13 protein-coding genes are annotated in these 15,278 nt (G+C 71.4%); 6 read left to right on the top strand and 7 right to left on the bottom strand.

Translation table 11 applies throughout. The features are described 5' to 3' along the window. Window positions 1–10: 10 nt before the first annotated feature. Together ABEA10_RS07925 and ABEA10_RS07920 are read left to right on the top strand one after the other, a co-directional pair. Window positions 11–1,588 (top strand): acyl-CoA synthetase, encoded by a 1,578-nt coding sequence (locus ABEA10_RS07925; RefSeq protein WP_345459405.1) that lies wholly within the window; start codon window positions 11–13, stop codon window positions 1,586–1,588. Between the two features lie 19 nt (window positions 1,589–1,607). Beyond that, window positions 1,608–2,252: a hypothetical protein gene (locus ABEA10_RS07920; protein ID WP_345459402.1), complete on the top strand. Its 645-nt coding sequence runs from the start codon at window positions 1,608–1,610 to the stop codon at window positions 2,250–2,252. 9 nt (window positions 2,253–2,261) lie between these two features. Here ABEA10_RS07920 and ABEA10_RS07915 read toward each other — a convergent pair whose 3' ends face one another. After that, window positions 2,262–2,693, bottom strand: coding sequence for a hypothetical protein (locus ABEA10_RS07915; RefSeq protein WP_345459399.1), 432 nt, complete (start codon window positions 2,691–2,693; stop codon window positions 2,262–2,264). Between the two features lie 213 nt (window positions 2,694–2,906). On the opposite strand from ABEA10_RS07915, the gene ABEA10_RS07910 reads away from it, so the two are divergent. Next, a complete protein-coding gene (locus tag ABEA10_RS07910; protein WP_345459396.1) occupies window positions 2,907–3,380 on the top strand; it encodes a MarR family winged helix-turn-helix transcriptional regulator in 474 nt (157 codons plus the stop codon). A gap of 119 nt (window positions 3,381–3,499) precedes the next feature. Further along, the gene (gene add / locus ABEA10_RS07905) at window positions 3,500–4,534 is read left to right on the top strand and encodes an adenosine deaminase (RefSeq protein WP_345459393.1); all 1,035 of its coding nucleotides are present in this window, start codon (window positions 3,500–3,502) and stop codon (window positions 4,532–4,534) included. A gap of 61 nt (window positions 4,535–4,595) precedes the next feature. Here add and ABEA10_RS07900 read toward each other — a convergent pair whose 3' ends face one another. The 5 genes from ABEA10_RS07900 to ABEA10_RS07880 form a co-directional block, all read right to left on the bottom strand. After that, complete coding sequence (locus tag ABEA10_RS07900) at window positions 4,596–5,270, bottom strand: hypothetical protein (protein ID WP_345459390.1); 675 nt, start codon at window positions 5,268–5,270, stop codon at window positions 4,596–4,598. Between the two features lie 8 nt (window positions 5,271–5,278). Further along, complete coding sequence (locus ABEA10_RS07895; protein ID WP_345459387.1) at window positions 5,279–5,626, bottom strand: hypothetical protein; 348 nt, start codon at window positions 5,624–5,626, stop codon at window positions 5,279–5,281. A 25-nt stretch (window positions 5,627–5,651) separates the two neighbouring features. Further along, on the bottom strand, window positions 5,652–5,993 hold the full coding sequence (locus tag ABEA10_RS07890) for a YbaB/EbfC family nucleoid-associated protein (protein WP_345459384.1): 342 nt from the start codon (window positions 5,991–5,993) through the stop codon (window positions 5,652–5,654). Between the two features lie 490 nt (window positions 5,994–6,483). Beyond that, a complete protein-coding gene (locus ABEA10_RS07885; protein WP_345459381.1) occupies window positions 6,484–6,933 on the bottom strand; it encodes a hypothetical protein in 450 nt (149 codons plus the stop codon). A gap of 285 nt (window positions 6,934–7,218) precedes the next feature. Further along, window positions 7,219–8,331 carry an NAD(P)H-dependent flavin oxidoreductase gene (locus ABEA10_RS07880; protein ID WP_345459378.1) on the bottom strand — a complete coding sequence of 371 codons (1,113 nt, stop codon included), beginning with the start codon at window positions 8,329–8,331 and terminating at the stop codon, window positions 7,219–7,221. 205 nt (window positions 8,332–8,536) lie between these two features. On the opposite strand from ABEA10_RS07880, the gene ABEA10_RS07875 reads away from it, so the two are divergent. Continuing rightward, window positions 8,537–11,359, top strand: a complete 2,823-nt coding sequence (locus ABEA10_RS07875) for an ATP-binding protein (protein WP_345459374.1) — start codon at window positions 8,537–8,539, stop codon at window positions 11,357–11,359. A gap of 122 nt (window positions 11,360–11,481) precedes the next feature. Here the strand turns inward: ABEA10_RS07875 and ABEA10_RS07870 are convergent, their stop codons facing one another. After that, window positions 11,482–12,054: a DUF429 domain-containing protein gene (locus ABEA10_RS07870; RefSeq protein ID WP_345459371.1), complete on the bottom strand. Its 573-nt coding sequence runs from the start codon at window positions 12,052–12,054 to the stop codon at window positions 11,482–11,484. Window positions 12,055–12,681: 627 nt separating this feature from the next. Between ABEA10_RS07870 and ABEA10_RS07865 the strand changes: the two genes are divergently transcribed. Continuing rightward, window positions 12,682–15,132 carry a M4 family metallopeptidase gene (locus ABEA10_RS07865; RefSeq protein WP_345459368.1) on the top strand — a complete coding sequence of 817 codons (2,451 nt, stop codon included), beginning with the start codon at window positions 12,682–12,684 and terminating at the stop codon, window positions 15,130–15,132. Window positions 15,133–15,278 lie beyond the last annotated feature (146 nt).

Below are 15,278 nucleotides of genomic sequence, written 5' to 3'. Positions count from 1 at the left end.
GAGGGACGCCATGGAGTTCAACCATGCCGACCTGTTCGAGGGGGTCGCCGACGCGATCGGGGGCCGTACCGCACTGGTCGCCTCCGGTACGGACGGCGTCGTCCGCCTGACCTACGCCGAGCTGGACGCGCACGCCAACCGGCTGGCCCACCACCTCGCGGAGGCGGGCGTCGGCCCGGCCGACCACGTCGGCGTCCACCTGTACAACGGGCTGGAGTACGTCGCGACCGTGCTGGCGGCCCTGAAGATCCGTGCCGTGCCGGTCAACGTCAACTACCGGTACGTCGCGGCGGAGCTGGCGTACCTCTACCGCGACGCGTCGCTCGTGGCGCTGGTCTACGACGCGGCGTTCGAGGAGAGGGTGACCGCCGCCGCGCCGGAGGCCCCGACGCTGCGGCACCGCGTGGTCTGCGGCGGATCGTCGCCGTCGGCGGTCGGGTACGCGGACGCGCTGTCGTCGTCCTCCGCCTCGCGCGACTTTCCGGCGCGCAGCGGCGACGACCTCTACATCATCTACACCGGCGGCACGACGGGGATGCCGAAGGGCGTGATGTGGCGGTGCGAGGACCTGTTCATGGCGTTCGGCGGCGGCAACCCGTACGGGGAGCCGCGTGCGACGCCGCAGGAGGTGATCGACGCGGCGTGCGCCTCGGGCGGCGTGACGATGATGACGACCGCGCCGCTCATGCACGGCGCGGCCCAGATGACGATGTTCCTGACCTGGTGGATGGGCGGGACGATGGTCTTCAATCGCCGGTTCACCGCCGCGGAGACGCTGCGGACCATCGAGCGGGAGAAGGTCGTCACGGTCGGCATCACCGGCGACGCGATGGGCCGGCCGCTCGCCGAGGAGATCGCCACGGGCGCGTACGACCTTTCGTCGCTGGCGGCCATCAGCTCGACCGGCGCGATCCTGTCCGGCGCCGTACGGGAGCGGCTGCAGGCACTGCTGCCCCAGGTGATGATCATCGACAGTTTCGGCTCGTCGGAGTCGGGCTACACGGCCTCGGGGGTGGAGGGTTCCACGCCGGAGTCGGGCCTGCGGTACCGGCCGAACAACGCGCATATTCAGGTGCTGGACGAGAGTCTGCGTCCGGTCGCGCCCGGTTCGGGCGTCATCGGCCAGGTGGCCAAGAGCGGCCCGATCGCCCTGGGGTACTGGAAGGACCCGGAGAAGACGGCGCGGACGTTCGTGGAGATCGACGGCACGCGCTGGCTGCTGACCGGCGACATCGCCACGGTCGCGGCCGACGGGACGATCTCGATCTTCGGGCGGGGGTCCCAGTGCGTCAACACGGGCGGTGAGAAGGTCTTCCCCGAAGAGGTCGAGGCGGTGCTGAAGGGCCATCCGTCGGTCTTCGACGCGGTGGTCACCGGGATACCGGACGACCGCTTCGGCGAACGCGTGGCCGCCGTGGTCCAGCCGTACGACGAGGCGCCGACGGCGGCGGACCTGGACGCCCACTGCCGCGCCCGGCTGTCGGGCTACAAGGTCCCCCGCACGTACGCTTTCGTGGAGCGGATCGAACGCTCCCCGGCGGGCAAGGCCGACTACCGCTGGGCCCGAAAGATCGCCCAAGAGGCGTGACCGCGAGCGGATGGGATCCATGGACGGCTTCGCCCGGAGACTTCGCGCGACACGGGCGTTCGCGGCGGAGCGCGGCTGGACCTTCGCCGCCTCGGGCCGGGAAGAAGACGCGCTACTCGACCAGCTGCGCGGCGAGCCGTTCCACCTGCCCGAGCGGCCTCCGGACGCGTTCCCGTACCCGGTGCTCGGCCGTCACCGGCACCGGCTGTCGGAGGTGATGCGCGGCGCGTACCGGGACCGGTCCGCGGTCGTCTTCGCGTACACGCGTGAGCGGGAGATCCTCGATGACGGCTTCGGGCGCCGTGGCCGGGAGAACTCCGGCCACTGGGTCGCCGCCCTGCTGGACCTGCCGGCTCCGGTGCCGCGCCTGCAGGTGACGCCTCGCACGCCGGCGCCACCCGCGCGGCCGGGTGTCACGATCGGCGATCCGCGCGTGGACGGGCGGTTCCACGTCCACACCGACGACCCCGCGTGGGCGGGTGAGGCCCTGCGCGACCTGGCCACGGTTCTGCTCGACGGGCCCGCCCTGGCGTGGCGGATCTCGGGTACGGGCATCCTGACGTGGGCCCCGGCGCGGCTGACGCCCGGCATTCCCCTCGACCAGGTCGACGTCACGCTGGACCGGCTGGCCACGATCGCCGGGCGCCTTGTGCCTCTGGTCTGAAGGGCGCACTCAGGCGGCGGTCGCCTCCGCGGCGCGGGCCTCCCAGACGAGGCCGAGCTTCGGCTCGTCGTCCGGGGCGTCGGCGTCCTTCGGGAGGCTCCAGATCACCTCGTACGTCACCGTGTGGTCGTGGCCGTCGCCGTGGCCGGTCCACCGGCCGACGCCCTGGTCGTAGCGCGTTCGGCCGGTGAAGTCGGCCAGGGTTCCGGTGAAGACGGGGAACGGCATGAGGGACGGGGTGCTCTCGAAGATCGAAAGGCGCAGCCGCTGGGCGAGGGGGCCGGTCGCGTCACCCTGGGAGTACATCGCGACGCCGGCGTCGGCGGGGCCGTTGAACGTGACGGAGACGGAGACGGTGCCACGTGCGCCGGGTTCGACGCCGTGCAGGGGCAGCCAGGTGGCGGACGTCACATCGTCGGTGAGGAGGATGGCTGGGGTCATGCGCACCTCGATTCAGTTAGGCAGCCTAATTAACATAACCGCCGCTGACCTGCTGTTATTCCATCAACAGGGCGACGGAAGTGGCGTCAGAGGCCGGTGTGGCGGTGCGACTCCCCGTGCCGGTGCGGTCACGCGCGGCGGCCTCCGCGCCGGTAGACTCAGAACCAGTACACTCTCTATCTCCGAGAGATGAACCCTGCGGAGGTGGGTCCCATGACGGCGCCCGACCGGGCGCGGCTCATCGAAGAGCTGGGCCACCAAGCACGCGTCCGCACCCTGTGGACGGTTCTGCTCCACAACGCCATCGCCAGCAGGTCGGGGACCAACGTCACCGACATGCAGTGCATCAACCTGCTCCAACTGCGCGGCCCGATGACGCCGGGCCAGCTCGCGGACGCGATGTTCCTCACCACGGGCGGCGCGATCACGGCGGTGATCGACCGGCTGGAGAAGGCCGGCATGGTGCGCCGCCGCCGCGACGAGGAGGACCGCCGCCGGGTCATCGTGGAGGCGACCGAGGGCGCCCCGACGGTCGAGCTGAGCGAGCGGTTCGCGCCGGTGGCCGAGGCGTACGGCAAGCTTCTCGACGACTACACCGACGAGCAGCTCACGGTCATCCTCGACTACCTGAGCCGTACGAACGAGGCGGCCCCGGAGATCATCGAGCGGGTCAGGCAGCTCGGCTGACCGAGGACCGGGCACCACGGCCCTCGCGGAGTGCCTTATCGCGGAATCTGCCACGTTTGTGTCAGATACCGCTATTTACCCTCGCCTGAACGGATCAGCCGCTGTTAGCTTCGGGGGCCATGACCGCCCTTGACGATTTCATCGACGCACTGCCGAAAGTGGAACTTCACGTTCACCTGGTCGGTTCCGCCTCACTACCGACCGTGCTCGAGCTGGCCAACCGGCACACCGGGCACACGGTCCCGACCGAGGAGGAGGCGCTGCGGAAGTTCTATGAGTTCCGCGACTTCCCGCACTTCGCCGAGGTCTACCTCGCCGTCAACGGCCTCATCCGCGAGCCGGAGGACGTCGCCGCGCTCGTCGTCGGCGCGGCCCGCGACCTCGCCGCGCAGAACGTCCGTTACGTCGAGCTGACCGTCACGCCGCACACGCACGTCGTCATGATGGGGATGCCGGCGCCCGCGGTCACCGAGGCGCTGGACGTCGCCGCCCGCGAGGTCGCGGACCTGATCGAGGTCGCCTACGTCTTCGACATCCCCGGCGAGTACGGCGACGAGGCGGCCCGCGCGACGATCGACCACGCGCTCAGCCACCCGCCGCGCAGCCTCGTCGGCTTCGGGATCGGCGGCATCGAGCAGGACCGGATCGGCCACGAGGAGGCGATCCGCGACGCGTTCCGCGCGGCCGTCGCGGCGGGCCTGCACAGCGTGCCGCACGCGGGCGAGATGAGCGGGCCGGAGACGATCTGGGAGGCGATCCGCGAGCTGCGCGCCGAGCGGATCGGCCACGGCATCCGCTGCGTGGACGACCCGGAGCTGATGGCGTACCTGCGCGAGACGCAGCTGCCGCTGGAGGTCTGCCCGACCTCGAACGTCTGCACGCGGCAGGTGCCCTCCATGGCCGCGCACCCGCTGCCCCGGCTGCTGGAGGACGGCCTGTACGTCACGCTGAACAGCGACGACCCGCCGATGTTCAACACGACGCTGACGAATGAGTACCGGGTCGCAGCGCGCGACCTCGGCCTCGGCGCGGACGGCGTGGCCCAACTGGCCCGCAACGGCATTCGCGCGTCGTTCCTCCCCGAAGGCCGTAAGCAGGCGCTCCTCGCCGAACTCGACGCCGTACGTCCCGCCGGGCCGGTCGAGGCGGACTGACCGCCCGGAGCGCCGAACGACATCGTCGGCATCATCCTCGGCTCGAAAGACGTCTATCCCGCTAACGGCCGCCGGACTCGACCCAGAACTGGTAGCCGTCAGGAGCGGTCTTCACGTATTCGGCGCCGCCGGGGAGGGCGCCGGTCGTCTTCGTGGCGTTGTCGGAGACCCTGTCCAGGGCCTTCGTGGCGGAGGTGATGATTTTGACCTGAGCGTCGATCAGGTCCTGCGTGTGCTGGTTCAGCTTCTTGAGCGAGTCCATCGCGGTCCTGATCGCCGCGGAGTCGGTCTCCACGTCGGACTCGCTCTCGCCGTGAATATGGAAGAAGAGCACCGTGTGGTAGGCGCCGCCCAGCATGTGCCCGCCGCGGGAGAGCACGTCCTTGGCCACCTTCAGCGTCTTGTACGCGGCCGTTTTGTGGTTGGCGATGATTCCGGCGATGTTGTTCAGCGCTCCGGCCACCGCCCGTCCCTGCGCCGCGACGGTGTGGAAATGCTTACGCGGGTAGTTCTCGTAGAACTCGGTGAACGCGTCGAGCGGACGATCGTTCCCGCGCTCCCAGGTGGTGGTGGGGTCCCAGACCGTTCCGGACGCCTTCATGGGCGTGTCCACCATGGCCTTGTACACGCCCTCGGCCTTGCCCCAGCTCTTGGCCAGAGAAGCGAGCTTGTCCTCGTTGATGGCGATCGGCGTGTATCCCACGAGGCGCGCCGTTTCGACGAGGTCATCCGGCATCTTTATCATCAGGCGTCCAGTCTCGATGGGAGCTTCACATCGAAGACATCACGCTTGTTCTCGTCTTCGGTGGCCGCGAATATCTTCGCCATCTTGTCCAGGCAGTCCCTTATCTCCAGCCGTTCGTTGATGGTCAGGATCTGATCGACCCGGAAAAGGCTGTAGCTGAGGTGACTGTAGCTCTGGGAGAAGTTCTGCGTCCTGGTGTCTTTGTCGGAGGCGAATTCCGTGTAGGAATCGGGATAGTACGGACTCGTCACGGCCAGCAGATCGTCCTGGTTGTCCAGATAGACGTCGTCCACGCCTCTCATCACCGCGTCGCCCGTCTTCCGCAGCATGTCCGGGTCGTTGGTCAACGACCGTCCGTCATCTCCCATTGCGTCAACCGTCCATTCGCTTGAGGATCTCGGCGCCCATCTGCTGGTATACGGCCGTCTGGCGGAGGTACTCGGCGTTGATGTCCTCCAGATCGCGGGACAGGCGCTGCACCGCCTCCTGGTCCGCCTCGCGTCGGTGATCGGCGACTCTCCGCAGCAGTTCCCCCTGCGCGGCCGACAGCGCTTCCAGGACGGCGTCGGCGAGGTCGTCCATGGCGAGTCGCCTCGCCTTCGGGTCGAAGGCCACGGACTTGATGAGGCCATCGGCTCCGAACGAGACGCGGACCATACCGTCGGCCGCGGTCCCGGTGACCGGCGAGTCCTGGCGCTCGGAAGCTGTGCCCATCGGCTCCATCTCTTGCCGGGCGGGCGGCATCCCGAGGCCGGCCCGATCCTGAAAAGGATCATGCTAACCGGACCAGTCACTCATCTGGTGGGATATCTCGCGACGACGAGCAAAATCGGACAGTCGACAGGTCAGTCCTCGGTGAGCTCGCCGAGGCGCTCCATCGTCTCGATGTACTCCTCGACCATCGCGTAGATCACCCGCGAGACCGGCTTGACCTGGTTCATGGTGCCGGGGGACTCGGGCGAAGCGACACCTCCGGGGTGTCGGCCTCCTCCCTTCCGGAGGAGCGTAAGAAAAAGATCCGGGCCGAGATCGACACCTAGCTCGCCGAATTCGGGGGCGACAGCGTCGCGTAGGGCCGGCGATATGCCGGACCGGCGTATCGGCCCGCCCGGCCCGGCGTCGGCACAAGGGGAGACTCCCCGGTCGGTACCCGGCGACGCGCTGGCCGCGGATCAACCCGAACGGTGAAGCCGCACGGACCGGGCTATCCGGCCTTGCGCTTGTCGAACTCGGCCGCGACCGCGTGGATGGAGCCCCGGCCCTCGAGCTCGACGCTCTTTCCGTCGGCCATGCTGATCGTGACCGGCTGCCAGCTCTTGCCGCCCTCGACCTTGATGGACGTGATGCGCTCCAGCGGAATCCGGCCGAGATGCTCACCGACCCGGTTGAGCATCGGGTCGGCAGCCCACACGTGCAGGGCGTCGTCGCTGATGCCGAAGACGACGGCGGCATCGAGCGGAATGTCGGTCTGTTCGGTCATCTTCTTCGCCGCCGCGCGCGCGGCCGGCCTGGCGATCAAGTAGTTGCCGAGCGGCGAGAGCATCCGCGCGGGGCTGAGCGCGCTGTCAACCCTGGCGTACGCGGCCGCGGCGATCTTTTCGTCGCCGAGCTGCTCGGTCAGAGCGCCGGCCAGCTCAGCGTCTTTCGCATGCATCAGTAGTTCCTTTCGGTCGGAGGCCGATGGCGCAGGCCGTCCCAAGTGGTCATCGCCGCGAACGTCCCCGCCGGAAATCCGCGCACATAGGTCATCGCCGGGTTGGTGGTACGCCACCGGGTCTCCGGCGTCTCGTCGGGATCATGACGGCCGCCTGAGCCGGGCCGTTTCATCCATGCCACCAGCGTTGCGGCAGCGGGCGCCCCACGCGATCGGCGATCCGGTCATTCCCGTGTCCACCGAACGATGGACACGGCCCGGGGTGAGGAACCCCACGAGGGCCGGTCAGCCCTCGGTGAGCGTGCCGAGGCGCTCCATCGTCTCGATGTACTCCTCGACCATCCCGTAGATCACCCGCGAGACGGGCTTGACCTGGTTCATGGTGCCGACGATCTGGCCGACCGGGAAGGTCGTCAGCTCGCCGGCGCCGGCGCGGTTGATGCGCTGGAGCGCGTCGGAGATCAGCATGAACTGCATCGGCATCGGGAGCGTGCCGGGCGACTCGGGCGCCTCCCACGCGTCGGTCCACGCGGTCTTGAGCATCCGCGCCGGCTTCCCCGTCCAGGATCGCGAGCGTACGGTGTCGCGGGAGGTCGCGGCGAGGAGCCGGTCGCGCGACGCCTCCGGGGTGTCGGCCTCCTCGACGGTGAGCCAGATCGAGCCGGTCCACACGCCGTCGGCGCCGAGCGCCATTCCGGCGGCCATCTGGCGGCCCCGGCCGATGCCGCCCGCGGCGAGCACCATCGTGTCCGGGCCGACGGCGTCGACCACCTCGGGGATCAGCACCATCGTGGAGATCTCGCCCGTGTGGCCGCCGGCCTCGGTGCCCTGGGCGACGATGACGTCGACGCCGACATCGACCTGCTTGCGCGCGTGGCGGGCGCTGCTGGCCAGGCCGGCGACGGTCACGCCGTGCCGGTGCGCCTCCTCGACGACGTCCGCCGGAGGTGGGCCCAGGGCGCTCGCGAGCAGCCCGATCGGGTGCTTCAACGCCACTTCGACCTGGGGGCGGGCCGTGGCGTCGGTCCAGCCGAGCAGGTAACGCCCGGCGCGCTCCTCGGTGAGCGGGGCGATGCCGTGCCGTTCGAGCAGCTCGTTCACGAACCGCCGGTGCTCGTCGGGGATCATGCCCTGCAGCCCGCTGAGGATTTCCCCCGCGTCGCCGAGGCCGGCGCCCTCGTACTTGGCCGGCATGACGACGTCGACGCCGTACGGCCGGCCGCCGACGTGCTCGTCGATCCAGGCCAGCTCGGTCTCGAGCTCGTCCGGAGTGAAATAGAGGGCGCCGAGGACGCCCATGCCGCCCGCGCGGCTCACCGCCGCGACCACGTCGCGGCAGTGACTGAACGCGAAGATCGGGTACTCGATACCGAAGAGTTCCGTGGCTCGTGTCCGCACGTCTTCGACAATACACACAAAACTGTAACGTGTTCTAGTTCCAAGTACGGCCAGCCAGGGCGCGCGCACCGACGGTAGGTGGAACACGTACCAGATTCCCCGCATGAGACGACCCCAACTCGAGGTGTTGACGGCGGTATGCCCGGTTGTTAACTTTCGCGCCTGGGCTCACGCTGAGAGTGCAGCGTCCGGAGGGCCGACGCGCATGACCGAAGCGATCGGAGCGGTCCGCGGGAGAACCGGCCCGCCAACGGCGGCGGGATCGGTCGGCGGGCTCTCGGCGCATGCCCTCGTGGACCGCGGGCCGTTACTCGCGGAGGCCCGCGCGCAGCTCGCGACCGGCGGCAGCGTGCTGCTGACCGGTCCGGCGGGCATCGGGAAGTCCACGCTGCTGTCCGCGCTGGCCGCCGAGGTCACCGGCCACCGGATCCTGCGCTGCGCGCTGTCGGAGACCGAGCGCCACCTGCCCTTCCTCGGCCTCATCGACCTGCTGGCCGGCACCGGCGACGAGATTTTCCACGCACTGCCCGCGCCCCAGCGCGCCGCCCTGGAGTCGGCGCTGCTCCGGCGCAGCGACCCGGTCGGCGAGCGCGACGGGCTCGGCCTCCGGATGGCCGTGCTGGCCACCTTCCGCGCCCTGTGCGCGAGCGACCCGGTGCTGATCGTGGTCGACGACGCCCAGTGGCTCGACGCGCCCAGCGCCGAGTTGCTGGCGTTCATCGCGCGCCGCGCCCGCGGAATGCCGCTGCGGGCCCTGGTCGGGCAGCGCTCCGGGGCGGGCGGCACCCGGCTGTGTCCCCCGCCGGTCCGCGCGTTCGACGTGCCGCCGATGACCGCCGCCGAGATCACCCGGCTGCTCGGCGAGCGCGAACTGCCCCGTGCCGTACTGGCGAAGGTCCATCGCGCCAGCGGCGGCAACCCTTTCTTCGCCGTCGAGCTGGGCCGCGCGCTCGCCGAACACGACGGCCCGCTGGACCCGGCGGCGCCGCTGCCCGTACCCGACAGCCTGCGCTCCCTCATGCTCGGCCGGCTGCTGGCCCTGTCGGCCGGGGCCCGGCGCACCCTGCTCACCGCCTGCGCGGTGGCCCGCCCCACCATCGCCCTGCTGCGCGGCGCCGGATGCCCCGGCGCCGACGCGGACCTCGCCGAGGCGCGGGAGGCCGGCATCGTCGCGCCGGGAGAGGGCGTCCGGTTCACGCATCCCCTGCTGGCCGACGTCCTATACGCCGAGGCTCCCGAACGCGACCGGCTCGCCGTGCACGCGGCGCTGGCCGACGTCGTCACCGACCCGGTCGAGCGGGCCCGCCACCTGGCTCTCGTCTCTCCCGGCCGTGACGCGGAGGTGGCCGCCACGCTGGGCGAGGCCGCCGCGGCCGCCCGGCGGCGGGGCGCCCCCGCGGCGGCGGCACGGCTCGGCCTGCTGGCCGCCGACCGCACCACGCGGGCCGAGGAGGAGACCGGACTGCGGCTCACGGCCGCCGAGGACGCCCTGGCCGCGGGCGAGTACGCGCTGGCCCGCGGCATCGCCGAGGAGGTGCTCGCGCACGCCTCGATCCCGGCCGAGCGCGTACGGGCCTGGATCGTGCTGCTCGACTCCGGCGGCCAGGCGCTCGCCGAACTGGACGACGTCTTCCCCCGCGCGCTCGCCGATGCCCGCGACGACCCCGCGCTGCTCGCCCCGCTGCACTACCGGCTCGCCTGGCGGGCGTGGCTGGTGAAGGGATCGGCGGCACGGGCCCTCGACGAGGCGGCCACCGCGGCCCGGCTCGCCGCCGAGGCGGACGACCGCCGTACCGAGGTGCTGGCGCTGACCAAGCAGGCGCTCGCGGAGTTCGGCACCGGACGGCCGGCGGCCGAGCGCACCCTCGAACGCGCGCTCGCCGGCCCGCAGGACCCGGCCATCCGGTTCGACCACAACGGCCCGGTGTACCTGCGCCACCGGCACCACCTCCTGCACGACCGGGTGGAGGAGGCACGGGCGGAGCTCCGCTCGCTGACATACGCGGTACGGCAGCGGGGCGCGGTGGAGAGCCTGTTCATGTGCCTGTACGGGTCCTCGCAGGTGGAGATCTTCCGTGGCCGCTGCGACCGGGCGCTGGACCTGGCCGAGCAGTGCCTGCGGCTCGCCGAGGACAGTGAGCTGAGCCGGGGGCCGGCCTGGTGCGCGGTGGCCTTCGCCGAGGCGGCCGGCGGCTCGCTCGACCGCGCGCTGAGCGCGGCCGAGCGCGGCGTCGCGCACAACGAGGACGACGGCGACCTGCTGTTCCTGCCGCACTCGCTGCACGCTGCCGGGCACATCCGGCTGCTGCGCGGCGACGCGGCCGGAGCCGCCGAGGCTTTGCGCCGCGTACGCCGGCTGGAGCGCACCCAGGGCCTGGTCGAGCCGGCGATGCGCCGCTGGCACGCCGACCTGGCGGAGGCCCTCGTCGCGACCGGCGCAACCGATGAGGCGGCCGAGCTGATCGAGGAGACCAGACGCAACGCCGTACGCCTCGGCCGCCGCGGCGTGCTGGCGGTGCTGGAGCGCGCGTCGGCCCTGGTGACGGCGGCACGCGGCGACCTGGAAGGCGCGGCCGAGGGCCTGACCCGCGCCGTGGACGCCCTGGCCGCCTCACCGTACCCGCTGGAGGAGGGCCGGACCCGCCTCGAACTCGGCCGCCTGCGCACCCGGATGAACGACCCGGCGACCGCCCGCGAATCGCTGCGCGCGGCCCACCGGATCTTCTCCCGCACGAAAGCCGCGCCCTGGGTCGCGGCCGTCGCCGCCGAACTGGACCACCTGGACGTGGGCGTACGCAGGACGACGGGCGAGACCGACCCGCTGCGCACGCTGACCGGCGTCGAACGCCGCGTGGCGGTCCTGGTCGCCGACGGCGCGACGAACCGCGAGATCGCGACCCGCCTGTTCGTGAGCGTGAAGACGGTGGAGGCCGCCCTCACCCGGACGTACCGCAAACTGGGCATCCGCTCCCGCGTCGACCTGGCCCGCCTCGCCGCCGCCCACCGCTCCGGCGACCGTCCCGGCTGAGACGGAGGCTGCGGCGCACCAGCCGTCCAGTCTCCTCGCGAGGATCCGCGAGCCGCCAGGTCATCGGTGGTGCGGCGACGTCGTCGAGCCGGGCCTTTCCCGGCTCGACGGGGAAAGGACGGTCAGACCCAGATCGCGCACCGGAGCCCGTCGCTGAAGACCTCTGGATTGTCCGGAAGGCTCTCGGCCTCGCCCTCCAGCACGCGCCGTGCCGTCCAGGCGGCCGCGGCGGCGTCGAGGACGTCGTCGACCTTGGCCGCCGCGCCCGCCGGTCCGAGGTCGCCGGTGAGGACGATGCCGGCGTCGGCCAGCAATCGCCGGCGGGTCTCCGCGCCCGCCCACGTCGTCTTGCGCGGCAGCGGGCGGCGGTTCGCCATACGGGCGAAACACACCTCGGGATGGACCTCGACGACCCGGAAGGGCGCCCGCCTCACCCATCGGTCGACCTCGCGGATCCTGGTCCGCAGCGCGAACGCCTGCGCCGAGACACCCGCCCCGGCCAGGCCGCGGTTGACGCGCACCGCCTCCGGGTGCGTGTCCGCCTCGATGGCGGCCCGTACGGGCGTCATGAACACCGAGGCCCTCCGCGCACCGACGTACGCCCGCGCGAGCAGGTCCGCCTGCCGCGGCCCGCGGTCGGCCAGCCCGATGGGCATGTCGACACCCACCACCGCGACCGGCCCGTCCTGAACCACGCTCGTGAGAAGACGGTCGATGTCGGCACCGAAGTACGCGGCGGGAGGACCGCCCCCTAGGCGGGAGGACCGCCCCCTAGGACCACGCCCACCCATCCGGACGCACACACGTCGGCCCCGAGTACCCGCCGCTCGCCCATACCGCCGACCACCTCCCTGAACCCGGCCGATCAGCCGCCGGAGACGGCGCGGTGGTGAGGGATCCCCTCACCGTGCCAAGCCCAACGAGCCGAGGGGCCTCGCCGACACGGCGACGGTCCTCGGACGGCGCGCCTAGGGATATCCCTACGGCTCGCGGTTGGGCCTTCACCGCTTCGGCCTTCGTACGGAGACTCCTGCCCAGGAGGCGGCGAACGGCGTCACTTCGCCCGAGATCCGGAAGGAGGCTCGCCGCCGGAACACGCCCGCCGGGGCCGGAACGCGCGCCGGGGCCGGCGGGCGGTGACCGGGTCGCCGCCGCGGTGCCCGCTCCCCGGACCTCCCCCGCCAAGGCCCTCCGGAGCGGGCGGCACGCCCGCCAGGCCCCCGCGACCACGGCCGTCCCTCCGGGGCGGCCTCCGGCCCTGTCCTTTCCGCCGGCCCGCCATCGCGGGCCCGTCGCTCACCGGCGAAAGGAACCCTCCGCCCATGTCCAGACCACGCATCGCGACGGTGTCGGCGACCGCCGTACTCGCCGTCGTGGCCGCGCTGACGGTGACCCCGTCCGCCGGCGCCTCACCGCAGCGCCCCGCCGCCCCCAAACCCACCGCGAACGCGGGGCGCTCGGCGTTCACCCCGGACGACTTCACCACCGACCCGCCCGCGAGCACGCGCAAGCGGGCGATCGCCGACGCGCGCAAGGCGCTCTCGGCGCACAAGGGCACCGCCCGCGTGAAGGCCGGTGACGCGTTCACGCCGCGTACGGTCGTCGTCGCAAAGAACGGCGCCGCCGACGTCCGCTTCGACCGGACCTTCCACGGGCTGCCCGTGTACGGCGGCGACCTGATCGTCCACCTCAAGCCGGGCGGCTCCTACCGCGCGCTGAACATCGCGACGCCCGCCGCCTCGGTGTCCACCACCCCGAAGATCGCCGCGTCGGCGGCCGCGAGCACGTCCCGCGCGCGGCTGCGCGGCACGGTGACCTCGGTCGGCAAGCCGCACCTCGCGGTCTGGGCCACCGGGCGGTCCTCCCAGCTCGTCTGGGAGACCGTCGTGCGCGGCGTGCGCGCCGACCAGACGCCGAGCGTCCTGCACGTCCTGGTCGACGCGTTCAAGGGCAAGGTCGTGACCCAGCGGGACGAGGTCGACACCCTGCTCTCCCCCGCCCAGGAGAAGGCCGCCGCCGCGCGGAAGGGCGTCACGCCGCTCGTCGCCGGCACGGGCAACTCGATCTACAGCGGTACGGTGCCGATCGACCTCACCCAGTCGGGCGGCACGTACCAGATGAGGGACCCGTCGCACGGCAACGGCTACACCACGAACCTGAACCACTCCACGAGCGGCACCGGGACGATCTTCAGCAACTCCACCGGGACGTTCGGCAACGGCAGCAACAGCGACGCGGCGTCGGCCGGCGTCGACGCGCACTTCGGCGCCGCTGAGACGTTCGACTACTACAAGAACGTGCACGGTCGTAACGGCATCTTCGGCAACGGCGCGGGCGTGCCGTCGCGGACTCACTACGGCAACAGCTACGTCAACGCCTTCTGGGACGGCTCGCAGATGACGTACGGCGACGGCTCGGGCAACGCCCGTCCGCTCGTCGAGATCGACGTCGCCGGGCACGAGATGAGCCACGGCGTCAGCGGCGCCCTCACCGGCTGGGACGAGACCGGCGAGACCGGCGGCATGAACGAGGGCACCAGCGACATCTTCGGCACGATGGTGGAGTTCTACGCGAACAACTCCCACGACACGCCCGACTACACCATGGGCGAGCTGATCAACATCAACGGTGACGGCACGCCGCTGCGCTACATGTACAACCCGTCGCTCGACGGCGCGTCGCCGAACTGCTACACGAGCGGCAACGGCTCGCTGGACCCGCACTACTCCCTCGGCCCGCTGGCGCACTGGTTCTTCCTGCTGGCCGTCGGCAGCGGCAACCATGGGTACGGCAACAGCCCGACCTGCAACAGCTCCACGGTCACCGGCATCGGCAACGACAAGGCCGCCAAGATCTGGTACCGCGCGCTCGCCTCGTACGCGAGCAGCAGCGAGAACTACGCCCGCGCGCGCACCGACTCGCTGAAGGCCGCCGCCGACCTGTACGGCACCCACTGCACCGAGTACAACACGGTGAACGCCGCCTGGGCGGCCGTCAGCGTCACCGGCACCGATCCGGTCCCCGGCACCTGCCCCGGCCAGCCCGGCAGCCCGTCGGTGACCAACCCTGGCAACCAGACGAGCACCGTCGGCACGGCCGTCAGCCTGCAGATTCAGGCGAGCGACCCGAACGGCCAGACGCTGACCTACAGCGCCACGGGCCTGCCCGCCGGCCTGTCGATCAACGCCTCCACCGGCCTGATCTCCGGCACGCCGACCACGACCGGCACCTCATCGGTGACGGTGACCGCGAAGAACACCGCGAACGCGACCGGCTCGACGACGTTCACCTGGACGGTGAACCCGGTCGGCGGCGGGTGCTCCTCGGCCGGCGACAAGGTGAGCAACGGCGGGTTCGAGTCCGGCACATCACCGTGGACGACGACCTCCGGGGTCGTCTCGACCAACGGCAGCGGTGAGAGCGCCCGCTCCGGCACGCACTTCGCCTGGTTCGACGGCTACGGCACCACCCACACCGACACCGCCACCCAGTCGATCAGCATCCCCTCCGGATGCCACGCCTCCCTCACCTTCTACCTCCACATCGACACCAGCGAGAGCGGGTCCACCGCCTACGACAAGTTCACCGTCAAGATCGGCGGCACGACCCTCGCCACCTACAGCAACGCCAACGCCGCCTCCGGCTACACGGCCAGGACCTTCGACGTGTCCTCCTACGCCGGCCAGACGGTCACGTTGTCGTTCAGCGGCACCGAGGACGCCTACCTGCAGACCAGCTTCGTCCTCGACGACGTCGCGGTGAACGCGTCCTGACCCGTACGGCCTGAAGGGCCCTGGACGAACGACCCGGTGAGCCGCGCACGAGTCGCCGCGCGGCTCACCGGGCCGGAGGCCGCGCCGTGGGTGAGGTCCGTCGCCGCCGAACAGCACCACCGGACGCGGGCGTACGCAGGCCGGCG

Source organism: Actinoallomurus oryzae (genome assembly GCF_039541955.1).
GTDB lineage: Bacteria > Actinomycetota > Actinomycetes > Streptosporangiales > Streptosporangiaceae > Actinoallomurus > Actinoallomurus oryzae.
Note: the sequence above shows the minus strand (reverse complement) of the source record. Positions and strands in the feature narration are given on the sequence as shown.